The organism is Fredinandcohnia onubensis (assembly GCF_002734215.1).
GTDB classification, from domain to species: Bacteria; Bacillota; Bacilli; order Bacillales; family Bacillaceae_L; genus Ferdinandcohnia; species Ferdinandcohnia onubensis.
On the sequence record NZ_NSEB01000004.1, the window covers coordinates 133,718 to 154,450 of the forward strand.

17 protein-coding genes are annotated in these 20,733 nt (G+C 33.9%); 15 read left to right on the forward strand and 2 right to left on the reverse strand.

Features of this window, described 5'->3' with window-relative positions; translation table 11 throughout:
* The first annotated feature begins 19 nt into the window (after positions 1 to 19).
* The 11 genes from CKK03_RS03650 to CKK03_RS03700 all read left to right on the forward strand — a co-directional run bounded on the left by CKK03_RS03650 (position 20) and on the right by CKK03_RS03700 (position 13,726).
* Positions 20 to 2,032, forward strand: coding sequence for a penicillin-binding transpeptidase domain-containing protein (locus CKK03_RS03650; RefSeq protein ID WP_245863993.1), 2,013 nt, complete (start codon positions 20 to 22; stop codon positions 2,030 to 2,032).
* Positions 2,033 to 2,189: 157 nt separating this feature from the next.
* On the forward strand, positions 2,190 to 3,002 hold the full coding sequence (locus CKK03_RS03655) for an SGNH/GDSL hydrolase family protein (RefSeq protein WP_099361272.1): 813 nt from the start codon (positions 2,190 to 2,192) through the stop codon (positions 3,000 to 3,002).
* Between the two features lie 114 nt (positions 3,003 to 3,116).
* Positions 3,117 to 4,277: a mannosyltransferase family protein gene (locus CKK03_RS03660; protein ID WP_180271138.1), complete on the forward strand. Its 1,161-nt coding sequence runs from the start codon at positions 3,117 to 3,119 to the stop codon at positions 4,275 to 4,277.
* A gap of 118 nt (positions 4,278 to 4,395) precedes the next feature.
* Positions 4,396 to 5,316 (forward strand): glycosyltransferase family 2 protein, encoded by a 921-nt coding sequence (locus CKK03_RS03665; RefSeq protein WP_099361274.1) that lies wholly within the window; start codon positions 4,396 to 4,398, stop codon positions 5,314 to 5,316.
* Positions 5,317 to 5,359: 43 nt separating this feature from the next.
* Positions 5,360 to 6,238, forward strand: coding sequence for a glucose-1-phosphate thymidylyltransferase RfbA (gene rfbA / locus CKK03_RS03670; protein WP_099361275.1), 879 nt, complete (start codon positions 5,360 to 5,362; stop codon positions 6,236 to 6,238).
* Between the two features lie 28 nt (positions 6,239 to 6,266).
* Positions 6,267 to 6,827 (forward strand): dTDP-4-dehydrorhamnose 3,5-epimerase, encoded by a 561-nt coding sequence (gene rfbC / locus CKK03_RS03675; RefSeq protein WP_099361276.1) that lies wholly within the window; start codon positions 6,267 to 6,269, stop codon positions 6,825 to 6,827.
* Positions 6,828 to 6,830: 3 nt separating this feature from the next.
* Positions 6,831 to 7,685 (forward strand): dTDP-4-dehydrorhamnose reductase, encoded by an 855-nt coding sequence (gene rfbD, locus CKK03_RS03680; protein ID WP_099361277.1) that lies wholly within the window; start codon positions 6,831 to 6,833, stop codon positions 7,683 to 7,685.
* Between the two features lies 1 nt (position 7,686).
* On the forward strand, positions 7,687 to 8,706 hold the full coding sequence (gene rfbB / locus CKK03_RS03685; protein WP_099361278.1) for a dTDP-glucose 4,6-dehydratase: 1,020 nt from the start codon (positions 7,687 to 7,689) through the stop codon (positions 8,704 to 8,706).
* A gap of 206 nt (positions 8,707 to 8,912) precedes the next feature.
* Positions 8,913 to 9,947 (forward strand): glycosyltransferase family 2 protein, encoded by a 1,035-nt coding sequence (locus CKK03_RS03690; protein WP_180271139.1) that lies wholly within the window; start codon positions 8,913 to 8,915, stop codon positions 9,945 to 9,947.
* A gap of 31 nt (positions 9,948 to 9,978) precedes the next feature.
* A complete protein-coding gene (gene wecB, locus CKK03_RS03695) occupies positions 9,979 to 11,103 on the forward strand; it encodes a non-hydrolyzing UDP-N-acetylglucosamine 2-epimerase (RefSeq protein ID WP_099361794.1) in 1,125 nt (374 codons plus the stop codon).
* Positions 11,104 to 11,272: 169 nt separating this feature from the next.
* A complete protein-coding gene (locus CKK03_RS03700; RefSeq protein ID WP_099361280.1) occupies positions 11,273 to 13,726 on the forward strand; it encodes an N-acetylglucosaminidase in 2,454 nt (817 codons plus the stop codon).
* A gap of 85 nt (positions 13,727 to 13,811) precedes the next feature.
* Here the strand turns inward: CKK03_RS03700 and galU are convergent, their stop codons facing one another.
* Both galU and CKK03_RS03710 read right to left on the reverse strand, forming a co-directional pair.
* Positions 13,812 to 14,687: a UTP--glucose-1-phosphate uridylyltransferase GalU gene (gene galU, locus CKK03_RS03705; RefSeq protein WP_099361281.1), complete on the reverse strand. Its 876-nt coding sequence runs from the start codon at positions 14,685 to 14,687 to the stop codon at positions 13,812 to 13,814.
* A gap of 29 nt (positions 14,688 to 14,716) precedes the next feature.
* A complete protein-coding gene (locus CKK03_RS03710; protein WP_099361282.1) occupies positions 14,717 to 16,102 on the reverse strand; it encodes an O-antigen ligase family protein in 1,386 nt (461 codons plus the stop codon).
* Between the two features lie 246 nt (positions 16,103 to 16,348).
* Between CKK03_RS03710 and CKK03_RS03715 the strand changes: the two genes are divergently transcribed.
* The 4 genes from CKK03_RS03715 to CKK03_RS03730 all read left to right on the forward strand — a co-directional run bounded on the left by CKK03_RS03715 (position 16,349) and on the right by CKK03_RS03730 (position 20,670).
* Entirely contained in the window at positions 16,349 to 17,089 is a 741-nt protein-coding gene (locus CKK03_RS03715; protein WP_099361283.1) for a WecB/TagA/CpsF family glycosyltransferase, read from the forward strand.
* 14 nt (positions 17,090 to 17,103) lie between these two features.
* A complete protein-coding gene (locus CKK03_RS03720) occupies positions 17,104 to 18,207 on the forward strand; it encodes a glycosyltransferase family 4 protein (protein ID WP_099361284.1) in 1,104 nt (367 codons plus the stop codon).
* A 36-nt stretch (positions 18,208 to 18,243) separates the two neighbouring features.
* Complete coding sequence (locus tag CKK03_RS03725; RefSeq protein WP_099361285.1) at positions 18,244 to 19,269, forward strand: acyltransferase; 1,026 nt, start codon at positions 18,244 to 18,246, stop codon at positions 19,267 to 19,269.
* Positions 19,270 to 19,608: 339 nt separating this feature from the next.
* Positions 19,609 to 20,670 carry a glycosyltransferase family 4 protein gene (locus CKK03_RS03730; RefSeq protein ID WP_099361286.1) on the forward strand — a complete coding sequence of 354 codons (1,062 nt, stop codon included), beginning with the start codon at positions 19,609 to 19,611 and terminating at the stop codon, positions 20,668 to 20,670.
* The last annotated feature ends 63 nt before the right edge of the window (positions 20,671 to 20,733 follow it).

Sequence of the window (20,733 nt, forward strand, 5' to 3'; positions counted from 1 at the left end):
TAATAAAGGGGAGGATGTAATGATTCGAAAAATAGGAATAATTGTCGGTTTTATGCTTTTTATTATTGTTCTTGCAGCTTGTAATAAAGATCCACTGCCACAGGATGCTTTTAAAACTTTTATTGCGAATTGGGAGAAGCATGACTTTGCAAAAATGTATGATCAGTTCTCAACCGAGGTAAAAGCTGAAGTTAATGAAAAAGAGTTCGTTGAGCGTTTTGGGAAAATCTATGGTGACATTAATGTTAGAGATTTAAGTGTTTCATTTGAATCTCCTAAAGAGGATTTTGAACCGAATGAAAAGGGCGAGGTTACTTTTACATATGACGTTTCAATGGAAACAATAGCTGGTCCAATTGAATTTTCCGAGAAGGCTATATTGGTCCTTGAGGAAAAAGGTGAAAGAAATGAGTGGTTTGTGAAATGGAAACCTTCCATGTTCTTTCCGGATATGAATGAGGAAGATGAAATTGGTTTAACGATTTCAAAGCCTATTCGAGGTGAAATTGTTGATCGAAACGGGGTTGTTTTAGCTGAAAATGGACTTGTCTATGAAATTGGAATGGTTCCTCAAGATTTAGGGGAGCAAAAGGATTCAGTTATCCAAGAAGCTGCAAAGATGTTGCAAATGAGTCCAGATTCCATTGAAAAGAAATTGAATGCATCATGGGTTCAGCCACACTTTTTTGTTCCAATTGCAAGACTTTCTTTAAGTGAACAAGAACTTGCTACAAAGGTAACACAGTTAAATGGAGTTTTATCTCAAAAGGTAAATTCTCGTGTCTATCCTTTTAAAGAAGCAGCAGCACACTTAGTCGGATTTGTCGGGACAGTAACAGCAGAGAATTTAGAAAAACTTGAAGGAAAAGGATATGGCCAAAATGATGTAGTAGGGAAAAAGGGACTAGAAATGGTATATGAGGATCAGTTGAGAGGAGAGAAAGGTGCTAGTGTCTTTATCAAAAGAGCAGATAATGAAAGTAAAGTAACACTCGCAGAAAAACCTGCTATAGATGGAGAGACGATTCAACTGACAATTGATATTAATGTGCAATTAGCAGCATATGAGCAATTTAATGGAAAGGCTGGTGCAGCCGCCGCTATTCATCCATTAACGGGTGAGGCGTTAGCACTTGTTAGTAGTCCATCTTTCGATCCGAACGACTATGTATTAAGTAAAGAGAAAACAAAAATTTATGACGAGGACCCTTTGAAACCACTAATCAATCGTTTTGGTGCTACGTATGCACCAGGCTCAACATTTAAACCAATTACTGCTGGAATTGCCCTTGGAAATCAGGTAATTACGCCTGAGACAACGATTGATGTGAAAGGGAAGGACTGGCAAAAGGATAACTCTTGGGGAGGGTATCATGTTACTCGGGTAACAGACCCAGGTCAACCTGTTAACTTAAGAGATGCATTCGTATTTTCTGATAATATCTATTTTGCCCAGGCTGCTTTAGAAATTGGTGGTGACTTGTTTGAATCTGAGCTAACGAAATATGGATTTGGTGAACCGTTCCCGTTTGAGTATCCATTATATGAATCGCAAATTTCAAATGAAGGTTTAAAGAAAGAAATTTTGCTCGCTGATACGGGATATGGTCAAGGTGAATTACAAATGAGTCCTGTCCATTTAGCTATTGCATATACCCCATTGCTTAACAATGGAAACTTGCTTAAGCCGAGCCTTCTCTTAGATAAAGAAGATGGAAACTATGTTTGGAAGGAAAACGTTGTGACACAGGAAAATGCGAGGTTGATTATAAATAATCTCGTTCAAGTAATAGAGGATGCTAATGGTACTGGTAGAGATGCGAAAATCGACGGCCTTCCACTTGCAGGGAAAACCGGTACAGCAGAATTAAAGGCGAGTGAAGAGGAAGACGGACAGGAAAATGGCTTATTTGTTGCTTTTAATACTGAAAATCCTCAGCTGCTGGTAGCCATGATCATGGAAAATGTCGAAAATGGAAGTCATGATGTGACTACTAAAGTAAAAGCTATTTTTGAAAAGGTGTTAAAATAAGTAATTTATGCTGATGGAGTTTATAAGCTTCATCAGTTTTTTTGTAATTATTAGCAATTTCCGAGGAAATATTACAAAAATTGCCCAATAATGCTAAAATACGTTTAGAATTTGTAGTATAATGTAGTCTAATAGTAGCGTTTTTGGGGGGAGTATCTTGAAAAAATTATTTATAGTGGTTGTCGCAATACTTGCCCTTGCTAGTGTAGTTGCTGGTAAGGTTCATTGGGATAATAAGATTGAAGCTACAACAAAAAATGTTGAAAAAACTGAAATTAAATCCGGAAATGTTGGAAAAACAGATAACACAGCGGAAGAAAATAATGCGCAGAATATTGTAAAGGAAGACGTGTTGAAATATATAGGAAATCTTCCGGAGGAAATTGTTACAAAGATTAAAGAAGCGATTACTACTAAAGAACCTGTTCACTTGGCGATTATGGGATCGGCATCGACGCCATCTGGGCCAAATGGTTGGCCAACAATGTTAAAGGAAGAGTTACTAAATACATACGGTGAAGGAATCTTTGAGGTAACCATTAAAGAAATCGCTAATAAAAAATCCTCCGATGTTGTAGCAGAATATTTATATCAAGACGTACTTGAGAGTAAACCAGATATTTTATTATTTGAGCCATTTATTTTATATGATAATGGTTTAGTTGAACTTCAAGATCGATTTACAAACCTAACGACAATTGTCAATGAATTTAAAACACAAGTCCCAGATGTAACAGTCTTAATCCAGCCAGCTAATCCACTTTACAATGCAACCTTTTATCCAAAAGAGGTTGAAGAGTTACAAATGTTTGCTGAAAATAATGGCTACATATATTTAAATCACTGGGAAGCTTGGCCTGATCATCAATCACCTGAGATTGAGAACTATTTAACAGAAGGTATGCCAAGTGAATTAGGACACCAGGTTTGGGCTGACTATCTAAAGAACTACTTTATTTCAAGTAATTAACAACATAAATAAGAAATACTTAGGGGGACAATAGTCTCCCTTTTTAAATGGTTAAATATCATTGGGGTAAGAAACAATAGAAATGAAATATGGAAAGGAATGGTGGGATATTGGTTGGAAAATGAAACAAAGAAATTGATTCAAATTACAGTATTGATGTTCTTCTTAAATAAGATCTTAATTTTACTACCAACGATTTATGTGCACAGAAACTCAATGGACAATTACACATTTTTATCAAAAGTGAATCAAATTCTCTTTCAAAACTTTTCACGATGGGACTCAAACTGGTATTTAACTATTATTAATGAGGGATATAACTGGAAAGCAACAGCCTTCTTTCCATTATATCCAATGCTAGTTAGGATACTTAGTTTTAATGTTATTGAGCCACTTATAGTAGGAATAGTCATTTCAAATGTTTGCTTTGTGCTTCTTATCTATTTTTTTATGAAATTGGTAAGGTTAGATTATTCATTAAAGGAAACTTATAAAATCACATTATTGTTGGTTCTTTTTCCAACATCTTATTATTTCTCATCGTTTTACACTGAATCCCTTTTTATGCTTTTTTCTGTTCTTTTTCTTTATTATCTTAGGAAAGGAAATTGGCAAGTTGCCCCCATATTTGGAATGTTTGCTGGAGGCACACGTAATACAGGGGTATTACTAACGATCCCATTTGTAATTGAATACTTGTTAAATCATATAAAGCAACATAAACGATTTGTTTGGAACAAAAGATTGTTAGGTATTCTATGGGGAACTTTTATTCCTTTAATTACTATATTATATATGAGTTATTTATGGGGAAGATTTGGAGATCCTTTTGCATTCTCTCGTGTTCAAGAATTATTTGGTAGAGGTTTTATGGTACCTTGGAAAACAATTGCGCATGGCTATGCTTTTAATATGTTAAGTGTAAAAAAGATATTGTTAGGTAGTAGAGTATATTTTGATATTTATAATGTGATCGAACTTATATTTATAAGTCTTTTGCTTATTACGTTACTCCTTTCTTTTAAGAGAATTCGAATTTCATATTGGATTATTATACTTTACTCCTTAATCATTCCATTAACAGCCCCAGCCTATGAAAATGTCAAAGATTATTTTGTGAGTATTTCGAGATATACCTTGGTAATTGTTCCATTATATATTGCATTATATGAAGTCTTTAGAAGGAAGGCATTATACTTTTTTTTAGTTCTTTCCTTCGGAAGTCTGCTTGTTTTATTAGTCTATTTCTGGTCACAGCATTTATGGGTTGCCTAGTAGCTAGGAAAATTGGTATTTGTAATAACTATTAGAGTGTTCTACAATAAAGAATGGTTTTGTTATTAACAATTAACTATAACGAAATGGTTGGAGAAAAAAAGTATGGAGGCAGAAAATGAACTTTTCATTTGTCATTCTTCATTATCAGGTGCATCAAGATACTATAGAATGTATTGAGTCAATCTTATCAAACATTACATATGATAACTATAATATTGTAGTTGTAGATAATGGTTCAACAAACGACAGTGCTAATCAGATTGATCAAAGGTTTAAAGAGGAAGAGAAGGTTTATCTTATCAGGAATAAGGAAAATTTGGGTTTCGCAAAGGGAAATAATGTCGGATTTATGTTCGCAAAAAAGGAGCTAAAAGCCGATTTTATCATCATGATAAATAATGATACGATAATAGAACAAAAGGACTTCATAACAAGGATCTTAGAAAAACATAAACAAACGAACTTCAATATTTTAGGTCCTGATATACTTACAAGAGATGGGGTACATCAAAATCCGGTAAGAATGAAGCCTCTTACAGAAGAGCAAATAATTTTGGAGAGAAAGAAACATAGAACAAAAATTATTTTGAATAAACTGGGAATTGAGGATCTAACCCTTAGTATCTTTAGGTTTATTAAAAAAATCACAAAACGTACTCAAGAAATAATTAGTGAAAGTTCAGCATGGCAACATGAACATGAAAATGTTCAGTTGCACGGTTCTTGTTTGATATTTGATAAAGTTTATATCCAGAAATTTAATGGATTATATAGTAATACATTTATGTACGTTGAGGAAGAAATCCTTTATTACATAGCTATTAAGGAGAACCTAAAAATACTTTACACCCCTAGTATCAAAATTTTTCATAAAGAAGATGCTTCTACTAACTCGGTTTATAAAAAGGAAAGTAAAAAGAGACTCTTCGTTTATGAAAATAACCGCAAATCGCTACAGGAATTATTAAAGATCATGAATGACAGTGAGTATTATAAAGATTATATTGTTGATGAACAATATATAGGATCAAAATAAACATTATATAAATAGAACGGATAAATAAAAGGAGTGCTTCATTTTGAAGGGAATTATTTTAGCAGGTGGGAGTGGTACAAGATTATACCCTCTAACAATGGTTACTAGTAAACAACTATTGCCGATTTATGATAAGCCAATGATTTATTATCCATTATCCACATTAATGTTAGCAGGGATTAGAGAAATATTAATTATCTCTACTCCAGAGGACACTCCCCGCTTTCAAGAATTATTAGGTGATGGGGAACAATTTGGAATCACTCTTGAATACAAAATACAGCCAAGTCCAGATGGTTTGGCTCAAGCGTTTATTTTAGGTGATGAATTTATCGGAAACGATTCAGTAGCAATGATTCTTGGGGATAACATCTATTATGGTAGTGGGTTAAGAAGAATTCTAAAAAATGCAGCCGAAAAAGAAAGCGGCGCTACTGTTTTTGGATATCATGTTCAAGACCCAGAACGATTCGGAGTTGTAGAATTTGATGCATCTGGAAAGGTGTTAAGTGTGGAAGAAAAACCACAATCTCCTAAGTCAAATTATGCAATAACTGGCCTATATTTTTACGATAACCGAGTTGTTGAAATTGCGAAAAATGTAAAACCTTCTTCTCGTGGTGAATTAGAAATTACTTCTATAAACGAAGCTTATTTAAAATTAGGAGAATTACAGGTAGAACTATTGGGGCGTGGTTTTACATGGCTTGACACAGGTACTCATAAAAGCCTAGTTGATGCAACTAACTTTGTGCGAACTATTGAAGAACACCAAGGGATAAAAATTGCTGCTCCTGAAGAAATAGCATTTATCAATGGATGGATTGGTAAGGAGCAGTTAATAGATTCAGGAGAAAGGTTTGCAAAGACAGGATATGGTCAGTATCTATTAAAGGTTGCTAAAGGTGACATTAAATATTAATAAAAGTTCAATAAAATGAGGTGGAAATGTGAATATTTCTGAGACAAATTTACCTGGGGTTTTAGTTATCGAACCACAAGTCTTTGGTGACCATCGAGGTTGGTTTATGGAAACGTATAGTACTGCCAAATTCGAAGAGGCAGGTATTCATTTACAATTTGTACAAGATAACCAATCCTTTTCAGCCACTAAAGGAACATTGAGAGGGCTACACTATCAATTAAACCCAAAAGCTCAAACAAAGTTAGTACGTTGTACGAAAGGGTCTATTTTTGACGTGGCTGTAGATATTAGAAAAGGTAGCCCCACTTTTGGAAAATGGTTTGGTATTGAACTAAGTGCAGAAAATAAAAAGCAACTATTAATACCAAAAGGATTCGCTCATGGCTTCATGACGATAACAGATGATGTAGAGGTCCAATATAAAGTAGATGAATTATATTCACCTGAAAATGATAGGGGAATTGTTTGGAATGACCCAACTATTGGTATAGAATGGCCAATGGAAATTACCCCAGTTCTCTCAAACAAAGATGAAAATGCACCTTTGTTAAAGGATGCGGAACATAATTTTACTTTTGGAGAGTAGTCGATGAGAATATTAGTGACAGGCTATACTGGGCAGTTAGGCTATGATGTAGTACAAGAAGGTCTAAGAAAAGGTTTAGAAATGCATGGTGTTGGTTCGAAAGACCTTGATATTACACAAGAAAGTAGTGTTCATTCTTATGTAAAAGAACTCAAACCAGATGCTATTATTCATTGTGGTGCTTATACTGCTGTCGATCAAGCAGAAGATGATAAAGAGGGTTGCTGGAATGTAAATGTCGAGGGGACAAAGTACCTTGCAAATGCAGCCAAAGAAGTAAATGCAAAATTTATGTACATCAGTACAGATTATGTATTTGACGGTAAAGGTACTGAGGCTTTTAAAGAGTCAGATCAACCAAATCCTGTAGGTTATTATGGATTAACAAAGTATGAGGGTGAAAAAATAGTTCAATCCTTATTAGATAAGTGGTTTATTGTCCGAATCTCTTGGGTATTTGGAAAAAACGGTAACAATTTCATAAAAACAATGCTACGTCTTTCTGAGACGAGAGATGAATTAAATGTTGTAGCAGATCAGATAGGTTCACCTACATACACTTTTGATTTAGCAAAGTTGCTAATGGATATGGTAAAAAGTAGTAAATATGGAGTCTATCATGCTACAAATGAGGGCTACTGTAGTTGGGCTGATTTTGCAAAGGAAATTTTTCATTTAGCCAATAAGAATATTAAAGTAAATCCAATTGCTACAGAAGATTATCCAACACGAGCAGTTAGGCCTAAAAATTCTAGATTGTCTAAACAAAATCTTGTTAATAATGGTTTTGAACTATTACCACCTTGGCAGGATGCACTGAAACGATACATTAATGAACTTACACATGGGGTGAGGTAAATTGGAAAGGAAAAAGGTAGTTGTTACTGGTGGGGCAGGTTTTATTGGAGGAAACTTCGTTAAATATATGGTTGAAAAGTATCCACAGTATGATATTTATAATCTTGATGTATTAACTTACGCAGGTGATTTAACAAAGCATAAGGATATCGAGAGTAAGAAAAACTATCATTTCGTCAAAGCAGATATTGCTGATCGTGAAACAATTATGCCATTATTTGAAAAAGAAAAATTTGAATATGTAGTACATTTTGCTGCAGAAAGTCATGTGGATCGTTCAATTACTGAACCTGAAATATTTGTCACTACAAATGTTTTAGGAACCCAAGTATTATTAGATGCTGCAAAAACAATTGGAGTAACGAAGTTTGTACATGTTTCAACGGATGAAGTGTATGGCGAGCTTGATTTTGATCCTACGACTTTTTTTACTGAAGAAACGCCATTGCAGCCGAATAGTCCATATAGTGCAAGTAAGGCATCGTCTGATTTATTGGTTCGTGCTTACCACGAGACATTTGGGCTACCGGTGAATATAACAAGATGTTCAAACAATTATGGTCCTTATCACTTTCCAGAAAAATTAATTCCATTAACAATTTCCAGAGTGTTGAATGATCAAAAAGTGCCAGTATATGGAGACGGGAAAAACATCCGTGATTGGTTGCATGTTTTAGATCACTGTGCCGCAATCGACCTCGTTATGCATGAAGGTAATAATGGTGAAGTATACAATGTTGGTGGACATAATGAGCGAACAAATCTAGAGGTTGTAAAAACAATTATTAAAACGTTAGGTAAATCAGAGGACTTAATTGAGTTTGTAACAGATCGCTTAGGTCATGACAAACGTTACGCAATTGATCCAACTAAACTCGAAAAACTAGGCTGGAAACCTACGTACACATTTGAAACAGGCATCGCACAAACCATTCAGTGGTATCTAGACAATAAAGAATGGTGGGAGCAGATTATAAGCGGAGAGTATAAACAATATTTTGAAAAACAATACACAATATAATCACGCAGCTGATGAATGATGCATTCATCAGCTTTTGAGTTTTATTAAAATTTCGGAAGAGAATTGTTACCTTTTAACAACAAGTTGTTGGTAAATTGTAAAATGAAATAGACAAATTTGATGTATACTATAATATAATGTTGGACAAGTACATGCGCAGCTTTTTCGTTCGGAGCATAATGAGAGTTAAAGGAAGTGTTTTGTTAATGGAATCCCCTTTAGTAACTGTATTTATTCCAGTTTACAATAGTGAGGAATATTTAGAAGAAGCATTAAAAAGTATAATAAACCAAACATATCAAAACCTGGAGATTCTAATTGTTGATGATGGTTCAACTGATCAATCAGTTAGCATTATTAATTCTATAAATGACTCTAGAATACATGTAATAAGTAATGATGGGAATAAAGGGATTCCATATTCTAGGAATGTAGGATTAGAACATGCCAAAGGTAAGTATATGGCGATAATGGACGCGGATGATATTGCTTTGCCTAATCGAATTGAAAGACAAGTTCAATTTATGGAAAAAAATAAAGAAATTGATGCTATTGGCACTTTTTATGAATTATTTGGTGGAAGGTTAACTCGGACCTTTAAACCAAAATATATTACATCGGATGAAATTAAGGCCCAGTTGCTCTTTTTCAGTCAAATAGGTAACCCAACTGCAATGATACGTTTAGGTACCCTGAAAAAACATAAAATTACATACAATCTTTCCTATTTTGTAGCACAAGATTATGATATGTGGGTTCAAATTTCTAAGGTTGGAAATCTACATATATTGCCCGAAGTACTTCTTAAATACAGAACCGGTCATTCTAATATCACTAAAAAGTCGCAACAGGAAAAGGCAACAAAAAGAAAAAAGATAATCGATTCAATCCATAAAGATATTTTAACTTATTATAAAATGGATTTTACCGATGAAGAAATGGAAGTTTATAACGACTTTTTTAATGATACATCGAGTGAAGTAGACCAGCATTCACTACTACAAATACCGAATGTGGTCATCAAGATGATTGACCAAAATAAAAAGAATAAGCTTTTTAAAGAGGAAATGTTAAAAACAATTATTCACGATGCTGTTTTCTTTACTATAAATAATCATAAATTAAGTTTGCCCACGAGGTTGAATACTTTTTCAAAACTTAATAAAGCAATTAATGTTAAAGCGACACCAAAAGAAATCGGATATATTATAGCAAAGCATTTATATAGGAAGATTAGATAATAGGGGTGAAGATGTGGAAAAAATAAAAGTAATGACCGTATTTGGGACAAGGCCTGAGGCGATTAAAATGGCTCCACTTGTTCTAGAATTAGATAAATACCCAGATCAAATTGAATCCATCGTTGCAGTGACTGCACAACATAGACAAATGTTAGATCAGGTACTTGAGGTTTTTGACATTAAACCTGATTTTGATTTAAATATCATGAAGGACAGGCAGTCACTTGTAAGTGTAACAACACGAGCTTTAGAAGGTCTAGATAGAATTATGAAAGACACAAAACCGGATATTGTGTTAGTTCATGGGGATACGACAACATCATTTGTTGCGGGTTTAGCTGCATTTTATAATCAAATTCCTGTTGGGCATGTTGAGGCTGGTTTACGAACATGGAATAAGCATTCTCCTTTCCCTGAAGAACTGAATCGTCAATTAACTGGTATAATTGCTGACTTACATTTCTCGCCGACACGAAAATCATATGAGAATTTAGTACGTGAAAATAAAGATAAAAAGAATATTTTTATTACAGGTAACACCGCAATAGATGCACTTAATACAACGGTAAAAGAAGAATATGCACACGAGGTATTAAATAAACTAGGAGAAGATCGATTAATCCTAGTAACCGCACATAGGCGGGAAAATCTTGGAGAACCGATGAAGAATATGTTCAGAGCAATCAAAAGATTGGTCAATGAACATGATGACGTTCAAGTTGTATACCCTGTTCATTTAAATCCGGTAGTAAGAGAAATTGCGTCTGAGATTTTGGGTCAAGATAACCGAATCCATTTAATAGAACCATTAGGAGTCATTGATTTTCATAATTTTGCTTCAAGAGCTTATATTATCTTAACTGATTCAGGTGGTGTACAAGAAGAAGCACCTTCCTTAGGAGTTCCTGTTCTAGTATTACGAGATACAACCGAAAGACCTGAAGGAATTGAAGCTGGGACCTTAAAACTTGCGGGTACTGATGAGGAAAATATTTATTCTCTAGCAAAAATGCTTTTAACCAATTCCGATGAATATGAAAAAATGGCAAAAGCATCAAATCCTTACGGAGATGGAAAAGCTTCACAACGAATCGTACATGCCATATTACATTATTTCGGATTTAAAGAAAATCCACCTTTACCATTTGAAGGATAAAAACTATTTCTAAGCACTAGTAAACATTGAACTAGTGCTTTTTATTTTGTTTTTAGAAATCCTTTTTCTATTTATATTTATTGACAGTCAAGTAATTACAAAATAAGATAAACATAGACAAATATTGTACTAGCTTTGTCGAATACACTCGGAGGTGGTTTTAAGTAAAGTGAAGAACAATAGAATACTAAAGTTGAAAAAAGGTAGTATGAAAAAGGCTGCAGCCAGTATCTTTGGAACATTTGCATTTTCGCTTTTGCTATTAAATTCGCCTAGTTCAACTTCTGCTTACACTGATTACTCTATTCATCGAATTGAAACTGGTGACTTTATTGGAGAGGAAAACGTAAAAAGTTCCTTACAGAGGCTAATCGACGATACCGGATGGTGGGCTACTTACAAAAGTTCAGGGAATCAAATTCCATATTACCAAGTAAACTCTGGTGGTTTTTATGGTGAAGACAACGTAAAAGAGGTTCTTAATCTCTTTCAAACTACGACTGGACTTCAAGCCGAATACCAAGCGAAAGGTGATCAGGAACCGTATCGTAAAATAGTATCTGGAAAATACTATGGAAAAGCAAATGCTGAACAAATTTTACAGCAATTCCAAAATGAGACAGGAGTCACTGGTGCTATTGAACCTGCTGGAACGGGGACACAATACAAGAAACGAATCGTAACTGGTGGTTTTTACGGAGAGCAGAATGTGAAAAATGTCCTCCAGGACTTCCAAAGTCAAACTGGAATTACGGCAACTTATGAGAACACAGGTGCCGCTCAAGACTACTATCGAATCGTAACTGGCGGATTCCGTGGTGAAGAAAATGTAAAACAAGTCATTAATGAATTTGCTACAGTAACAGGTATGAAAGCTTCCTATGAGCCTACTCAATATATTGAATATTATTCAATTGAAACTGGAGGCTTTTATGGCGAAGCAAATGTTCAATCCGTTGTTACTAACCTTAATAACGCTACTGGATTGAGTGCATACTTTGAACCTACTAATCAATCAGGATTTTTTAAGGTGAAAATTGATAGTCTATCTGGTGACTCTCTTAATAACGCAACAAATTACCTTGATGAGTCTGGTTTTTGGTACAAAAAGGTTGCTACAGGAAAGAAAGTTCCAGTAATGTTCCGGATTGTTTCTGAGGAAATGCTTGATAAAGACAAGCTTAATGTAGCAATAAAGTTCTTTTCGGATCGAAATTGGTGGGCAACTATAAGTAAATCTGGTAATAAAGCATATAACTATTTCCGTCTTGTAACCAACCCTTTTGAAGACCAAGCGTCAATGGATAAAGGCTTAAACTACTTTAAGACTAGAGGTTGGTGGGTAACCACACAACAAACTAGTGAAAAAATAACTGTATATTTTAATATCGTAAGTGAGCCTTTACTTGATAAGAATAAAGTTAATAAGGGTGTTAACTTCTTTAAGTCTAATAACTGGTGGGTTACTACTAATGAAACTGATAAAAAAGGATATACCACCTTTTATATCAAGTCCAACCCAATTTTAGGTGAGTCAGATCGCGATAAAGCCTTGAATTTCTTTAAGAGCCATAAATGGTGGGCTTCATCAAACCCAACTGGGAAATCCGAAGGGGTATTTAAAATCGTAACCGGTGGTTTCCAAGGTTATGAAAATACATTAGCAAATGCAAACATGATCAAGGAACGTTATGGGTGGTCTACTACTGTTGTTAATCAAAAGAAGGGACCTCAAGTAACTACAACTGATTATGGAATGACTTTAGAGCAAATGCTAGATAAACAAATGCAGAATTCACCGCAGACAGATAAGTACAAAAATGATCCTGCCTATGTATATGCAGCCTATATTGATGTAGCAAAGAATGTTGTTACTGAAGAGGGTCTGAATGTACGTAAAGGTCCTGGAACAAACTTCGAATCTGTCAGAAAGCTTGAAAAAGGATTTAAAGAATTTACTATCCTTGGTAAAGAAGGCGATTGGTATAAAATAGCTCTTACTTGGAAAAATGCAAAGCCAGAGGATGTATTATATTATCTTAATCCTGGTAATATATCGTCAACAAGTGATCAGTATTATCAATTTCTAAAATTGTCAGAGACAGCAGGTATCAATATTGATGAAGTTAATGAGAAAATATTGAATGATAAAGCTGGTACTTTGAAAGGTACTGCAGCTGTCTTTGCTCAAGCTGCACAGCAATATGGAGTTAATGAATTGTACCTGATTGCTCATGCAATTCATGAAACAGGATATGGTACTTCAAAACTTGCAACTGGCGTACAGTATAATGGAAAAACAGTTTATAATATGTACGGCTATAATGCTTTTGACGGTTGTGCAGTTGACTGTGGTGCGAAAAAAGCATATGATGAGGGATGGTTTTCGCCTGAATTAGCCATTATAGGTGGCGCTAAGCTAATTGGAGCTGGCTATATCTATAATGATACATTCCAACAAGATACACTCTATAAAATGAGATGGAATCCTGTTCAAACATGGCATCAATATGCAACAGATATTGGATGGGCGTCTAAACAAGTTACGAATCTATATAACTATTATCAAATGCTTGATAATTATACATTATATATTGATAAACCTGTTTATTTGACCAAATAGTTTAGTAGGGACTGACAATCGTCAGTCCTTTTTTATACCAAAAAAAGCGTAGCACATTATATGCAACGCTTTAGTTGAAATAAAGTTAGTTATATTTTTTCATAATTTCCTTCATGAAGTTCAGCAATTCAGGTTGTAATTCCTCATTTTGAAGTGCAAACTCAATTGTTGTTTCAATGAATCCAATCTTTTCTCCTACATCGTAGCGTTTTCCTTCAAAGTCATATGCAAACACTCTTTGGATCTCATTTAATTTTTGAATGGCGTCTGTTAATTGAATTTCTCCACCAGCTCCAACCTTTTGTTGTTCAAGAAACATAAATATTTCTGGCGTTAAAATATATCTTCCCATTATGGCTAAATTAGATGGTGCTGTACCTTGCTCAGGCTTTTCAACAAATCTTTTTACTTGATAGCTTCTTCCTTGCTGAGATAGAGGGTCGATGATTCCGTATCGATGTGTTTTTTCTTCTGGTACGGTTTGCACACCAATTACAGATGATAACGTCTTTTCGTATTCGTTGATTAGTTGGCGCAAACAAGGCGTTTCAGCCTGTACAATGTCATCACCTAAAAGTACAGCAAATGGTTCGTCTCCAATAAACTTCCTAGCGCACCAAACAGCATGACCTAATCCTCTAGGCTCTTTTTGACGAATATAGTGGATATCAGAAAGATTAGAGGATGCTTGAACTGTTTCCAAGATATCGAACTTTTCTTTCTCCAATAAATTTTGTTCTAGTTCAAAAGCATGGTCGAAATGATCTTCAATCGATCTTTTCCCTTTTCCGGTTACAATAATAATATCTTCAATTCCAGATTGAACTGCTTCTTCAACGATATATTGTATTGTAGGCTTATCTACAATCGGAAGCATTTCTTTTGGCATAGCTTTAGTTGCAGGTAAAAATCTTGTTCCTAAACCTGCAGCTGGTATAATTGCTTTTCTTACTTTTTTCAATGTTAATACTTCCTTTCAGAAATTCATTATTAATTGTTGTAGGACTTTTTTACAATCCTTATATACAAGTACGCGATTAAGATGGCTAAATAAATGCTAACGGCAGGAGCAGTTAGAACATGTCCAGCGGTCAGTGCAATCCCTAATCCTAATAAGATACCACTGCCAATAAGGACGTTATCGATAGTAAATTCCTGTTTAATATTTAAAAGGAATTTGTAAAGAAGTAGTCCTGCAATTAAAATCAGTGGTAATAGGTAAATGATGAAACCAATGATTCCGAATGAGAAAAATATATCATGGAAATCCATTTCAATTAATTTAGGCTTTTCTTCATAATTTCCACCATAGCCCATTCCGACTAATTTTTGGGTGAGAGGTGCTTCCTCAAAATATTCCTTTTGTTGAGTTAAAAATTGATCTCTTCCACTTAATACAAGGTTTTCAATTTGTTGCTCGTTAAGATTTTGTTTTGGCTTATGTGAAGTGCCGTTTCCTTCAGGATTTTCCTCAGAGTCAATACCTTCTTCGGTTGATTTGTCAGGTGTATCCAATAGAGATAAATGAATTTGAGTGTTTTCCGCAATTGGCGAAAACGGAATATACACAATAAATCCAACCAAAACAATTAAGTTTATGAATAAATTGACTTTAGGAATTGGAGACTTTGACTTACGAATTAAATTAAATACTAACATTACTATACTGATACAAAGTGTGATTAAAACAGCACCAAAGCCAACCTTAGTTCCAACAGCCATAAGTGAATAGATCAATATTATGGAAGGAATCCAGTAATAACTATTTCTTAAAGATTTTGTATTTTTTATGGCAAATAATACGACAATTGGAAAACAAATTGCTAATATTGCACCTAATTCATTTCCAGCAAAGAACCAACCCTTATGTCCAGTTTTATTATAGGTATAGCTACTGAGCTGTGTATTCGTAATCGCTGCAATAACCATTGATACTCCTACAATGGACATAGCATATGTTATTAATTTTTGAATGGTATTTTCCCAATTACTTTCTTTACTTAGTTCTTTGAAAACGAAATAGTAACTAAGAAAAATGACGACAAAGTAAACAGTTTTAATTATGTACTTTACCTCTTGACTAAAACTAAAGGGTGACTTTACCATCAGGTTATTTGCAATATTTAAAGCAAGGTAAACTCCCAAAATTACCAAATATATGATACTAAATTTTTTATCTGTTGACTTTGAAAAGAAGAAAATGTATATTGCTCCGATGGCTATCATGGCAAAACGTATAAGGACTCCAGCTGTAAATTCCGCTTTAAACACCATAATAGATAAGGACGTGGCAAGATCTAAGATGGGTTGCAATATAATAAATAGCAAGAAAATACTTTTAAAAAAGTTAACTTTCGTGTTATCTCTTATGTTCATAAAAAATACCTCACATTATTCTTTATATATAACTTTTGCAATTACTCATATTAGAATACAACATTTTGCAATTATGGTAAACGGATAGGTTCGACAAATATCTACCAATACATTTAATAAATATCATACAAATGTAATATAAAAGAGAGTTTAGTAGATTGAATAATATATCACTTTGTGGTAATTCTTATTAATATAATCTTTTTTGATAGAGATACAAATTAAACATGTTATGAGGAATTTGAAATGGAAGCTAAAAGAGTAAATATTTTGGGTGTGAATTTTTATCATTCTACAATGGCAAGCTTATTAAATACATTAACTGAGCGAATCCTACAGAAAAAAAAGACATTTGTTGTAACAGCAAATCCTGAAATTGTCATGGTTGCCAAAAACGATGCCGAATATAAAAATGCAATTGATTTAGCTGATTATGTGATTCCAGATGGAATTGGAGTTGTAAAGGCTTCTGTCCTATTAAATCAACCACTTCCCGAAAGAGTCGCAGGTTTTGATTTAATGATTCATTTACTAGAGGTAGCAAACCAACACAAACTAAAGATTTATTTATTAGGCTCTAAAGAAGATGTATTACCTAAGACAATAAATACTATTACTAAAAACTATCCGGAAGCTAAAATCGTTGGGTATCACCATGGTTTTTTCGATGGAAAAGAAGAGGAGATTAAGCAACAGATTATTGATTCAGAACCTGATCTTATTTTTGTTGCCCTAGGTGTTCCTAAACAGGAGCTTTGGATTTCCATAAATATAGGCGGAATTAAATCTGGCTTATTTATGGGCGTTGGAGGTAGTTTTGACGTACTAGCAGGTGAAGTAAAGAGAGCACCGGAAATTTGGCAAAGGCTAAATCTGGAGTGGTTTTACAGATTGGCTAAACAGCCGTGGAGATTGAAGCGGATGCTAGTGTTACCCGTATTCGTAGTAAAAGTGATGGAACAAAAGTTTAAAATCAAAAAATATTAAAGTAGGGATATGCAATGAAAGTTCTCCATCTTAATGCTGGCGCTGAAACTGGGGGGGGTATGGTACATATCCTTTCTTTGTTAAACCAGCTGAATAAAGAGGAATTTATTTTAGGTGTCTTTGAACAAGGTGAAATGTACGGTAGGGCAAAAGATTTAGGAATAAAAGTGGAGCTTTTTAATCAAAGTTCGAGATATGATGTTTCAATATTAAAAAGAATTGTAACCTATATAAATACGAACGCTATAGATATCGTACATACACATGGACCTCGGGCAAATTTATATGCTTCTATTTTAAAACCTTTTACGAAATGTAAATGGGTTACTACAATACACAGTGATCCTAGAGATGACTTTTTAGGAGCGGGAATAAAAGGGACTGTTTTTACAAAGTTACACTTTTTTTCGTTGAAAAAAATGGACCATTTCTTTGCTATTTCAAAGCGATTTACACAAATGTTAACAAATTTTGGTGTTAGTAAAGAAAAAATCACCACTATTTATAATGGGATTGATTTTTCTGAGCCAAAGCATGATATCATCGAAAGAACGCACCTTGGCTTGAATGAAGAGGATTTTGTTATCATTATGGTTGCTCGCTTACACCCGGTTAAAGGACATACGATTGCTTTTGATGCACTTAAAAGTATTGAGACAGACTTTCCGAGTATTAAGCTTTTATTAATTGGTGATGGCCCTATTGAAAATGAATTAAAAGAAAAAGTAAGAGAGTTAAATTTGACAGAAAAAGTTTTTTTTATGGGGCATCAAGAAAATATTCATGGATATTTTTTGGTGTCTGATGCGGAAATTTTAACATCATATAGTGAAAGCTTTCCTTTAGTTATCTTGGAAGCTGCTCGAGCGAAAGTTCCGGTTATTTCGACCGATGTAGGCGGAGTAAAGGATTTAATAACTGATGATTCATTAGGAAGAGTCATTCCTGTCGAAGATGTAGAAGCTTTATCGAAGAATATTATTGATTTTGTTAAGCTAAAAGAAAAAGGGCAACTTGAAACTTTAGGGGAAAATCTGTATTTAAAAGCATCAAAAACTTATTCACTAGAGAACTTCGCGAATAGCGTTTATGAAACATACATGGAGATACTTTCATAATTAATTTGTTTTTGTTTTTTTATTTGGAGGTAGAAAATGAATCGGTTGTTATATTTAGATTGGCTCCGAGTTTTTGCGGCTTTTGGCGTTGTAATTATACATGTTACGGCGGGCTATGTTGGAGTATATAATCAGGAACAAGGGTTAAGGTGGATTGTCGGAAACTTTTTTGAATCATTAACTCGATGGGCAGTCCCAATTTTCGTTATGATTAGTGGGGCTTTGTTATTAAGAGACCAAAGGGAATTATCATTTTGGGAATTTTTGAAAAAGCGTGCTAGTAAAGTAATTATCCCTTTTGTTGGGTGGAGTATCTTGTTTTACCTATATGGGGCGTATAAGGGCTATTTCCCTGTATCTTTAAAACAAGCAATCAAATATTTTATAAATAATGGTATAACCTATCACTTTTGGTTTTTTTATATGATTATAGGGATATATCTTATTACGCCTCTTTTGAAATTACTTGTAACACATGCAAAAAGGCATCATTTAGAGTATTTTTTAATCCTATGGTTGTATGCCTCTGTAATTACCAGATTGACGGAATTTTTTATTGGCATGAAATTTTCAATAGAATTATTTTTTGTCACAGACTATGTCGGCTATTTCCTTTTAGGATATTATCTTTATCAATTTGAGATAACCAAACGATGGAGAACACTTTCTTATTGTGGTTTGATAATAGGACTAGTTGGAACGTTTGCTTTAACATATGTTTATACAATAAATGGTGAAGGAGGAATAAACGACTTTTGGTATTCCTATTTTTCACCGACCGTTTTACTTTGTGCAATAGGGTTATTTATTTTATTTAAGTATCAGTTTAATAAAAAATCATTACCCTTTTTGTTTAAAGAGATCAATCGCGCAAGCTTAGGTATTTATATTATTCATTACTGGTTGTTAAATAATTATTTATGGAAAACACTACCTAAAGTAGATGCTGCTTTTAATCCTCTACTCGCGATTCCTGTAAATATTGCCATTACCTTTGCCTTAAGTACTGTTATAATTTCAGTAATTCAACGCATCCCAGTAATTAAAAAGTTAGTACCATAATTTTCATTTATATACTTCAATCAAGTACCCTGTAAATTGGGTACTTTTCTTTATGAACTTGAACAAAAAATGTAAAAGATGTATTTTCGTGGGCACACTTTAATTAAAGAATCTTTTTTGTAACAAAACTAAGTTACGATACGTCTATTTTTGTAACCTATTGTTAATAGGAATATAAAAAAATTAATATGTTCCCATTAATCCACAGGGTATGGTATAATCCACATTGGGGTTGTAGATAAACACTAACACCCAAAAAATAAGTGTAGTAACGAATACTGTAAATGACTAAATAGAAATAGAACAATGGCTAAAGTAAGGATGAGGAGGATTTTTTTCATGCTTTATATTGCTGCAATGATCTGTTTTTTGGTTTCAATCCTCATTACCCCTATTGTAATTAAACTCGCTATAAAAATTGGGGCAACAGATCAACCAAATAAAAGAAAAGTACATTCGAAGGTAATGCCTCGTCTTGGAGGTTTAGCTATATTTGTTAGTTTTATTGTTGGATTTTTAATTTTACAACCAGATAGTGTGTATAAGTGGCCAATCATAATTGGTAGTATCATTATTATTATTACTGGAATTCTTGACGATTTGTTTGAATTATCCGCGAAGTGGAAGTTGTTAGGTCAGTTAGCTGCAGCATTAGTCGTAATCTTTAATGGTGTAGATGTTGAGATGGTCAACCTTCCATTTGGTATTGGAGAGCTCCAACTTGGATATTTGACAATCCCATTAACTATAATTTGGATTGTTGGTATAACAAATGCCATTAATTTAATTGATGGATTAGACGGGCTCGCTGCAGGTGTATCTTCCATTGCCTTAATTACGATTTCAGGAATGGCTATTATTATGGGTGATGGTTTTGTATTAAGTATCGGGGTATTAGTCCTTTTTAGTACGTTAGGATTTTTATTTTATAATTTTCATCCAGCAAAAATCTTTATGGGTGATACTGGGGCATTATTTCTAGGATATATGATTGCTGTATTATCACTGTTAGGATTTAAAAACGTTACTTTGATCTCGTTCATCGTACCGGTCATTATTTTAGGGGTTCCAATTTCAGATACATTCTTTGCAATTATTCGCAGAATCGTAAATAAACAACCTCTTTCAGCACCAGATAAGTCACATTTGCATCACTGCTTATTAAAATTAGGTTATGGCCATAGAAAGACTGTTTTAATGATTTATGGAATGAGTGCAATTTTTGGATTGGCAGCAGTTGTTTTTTCACAAGCTACTGTATGGGGATCATTGGTGGTTATTGTAGTATTGCTAATAGCGATTGAATTGATTGTAGAAAAGATTGGACTAGTTGGGAAGGAATACAGACCGCTGTTAAATATGTTCAGAGGTATTAAAGTAGCTCAACAGAAAATGAAATAAGTAATAAAAAACCGCTCTTAATAGGGCGGTTTTTTTGTAAATATTTAGGTAACAGAAAAGAGA

Bases quoted from the DNA above. Each gene is read 5' to 3' on its own strand.
- CKK03_RS03715 (WP_099361283.1), top strand. From the start codon at position 16,349: ATGGAAGCTAAAAGAGTAAATATTTTGGGTGTGAATTTTTATCATTCT.
- CKK03_RS03650 (WP_245863993.1), top strand. From the start codon at position 20: ATGATTCGAAAAATAGGAATAATTGTCGGTTTTATGCTTTTTATTATT.
- CKK03_RS03730 (WP_099361286.1), top strand. From the start codon at position 19,609: ATGCTTTATATTGCTGCAATGATCTGTTTTTTGGTTTCAATCCTCATT.
- CKK03_RS03690 (WP_180271139.1), top strand. From the start codon at position 8,913: ATGGAATCCCCTTTAGTAACTGTATTTATTCCAGTTTACAATAGTGAG.
- wecB (WP_099361794.1), top strand. From the start codon at position 9,979: ATGACCGTATTTGGGACAAGGCCTGAGGCGATTAAAATGGCTCCACTT.
- rfbD (WP_099361277.1), top strand. From the start codon at position 6,831: ATGAGAATATTAGTGACAGGCTATACTGGGCAGTTAGGCTATGATGTA.
- CKK03_RS03725 (WP_099361285.1), top strand. From the start codon at position 18,244: ATGAATCGGTTGTTATATTTAGATTGGCTCCGAGTTTTTGCGGCTTTT.
- CKK03_RS03710 (WP_099361282.1), bottom strand. From the start codon at position 16,102: ATGAACATAAGAGATAACACGAAAGTTAACTTTTTTAAAAGTATTTTC.
- CKK03_RS03720 (WP_099361284.1), top strand. From the start codon at position 17,104: ATGAAAGTTCTCCATCTTAATGCTGGCGCTGAAACTGGGGGGGGTATG.
- CKK03_RS03665 (WP_099361274.1), top strand. From the start codon at position 4,396: ATGAACTTTTCATTTGTCATTCTTCATTATCAGGTGCATCAAGATACT.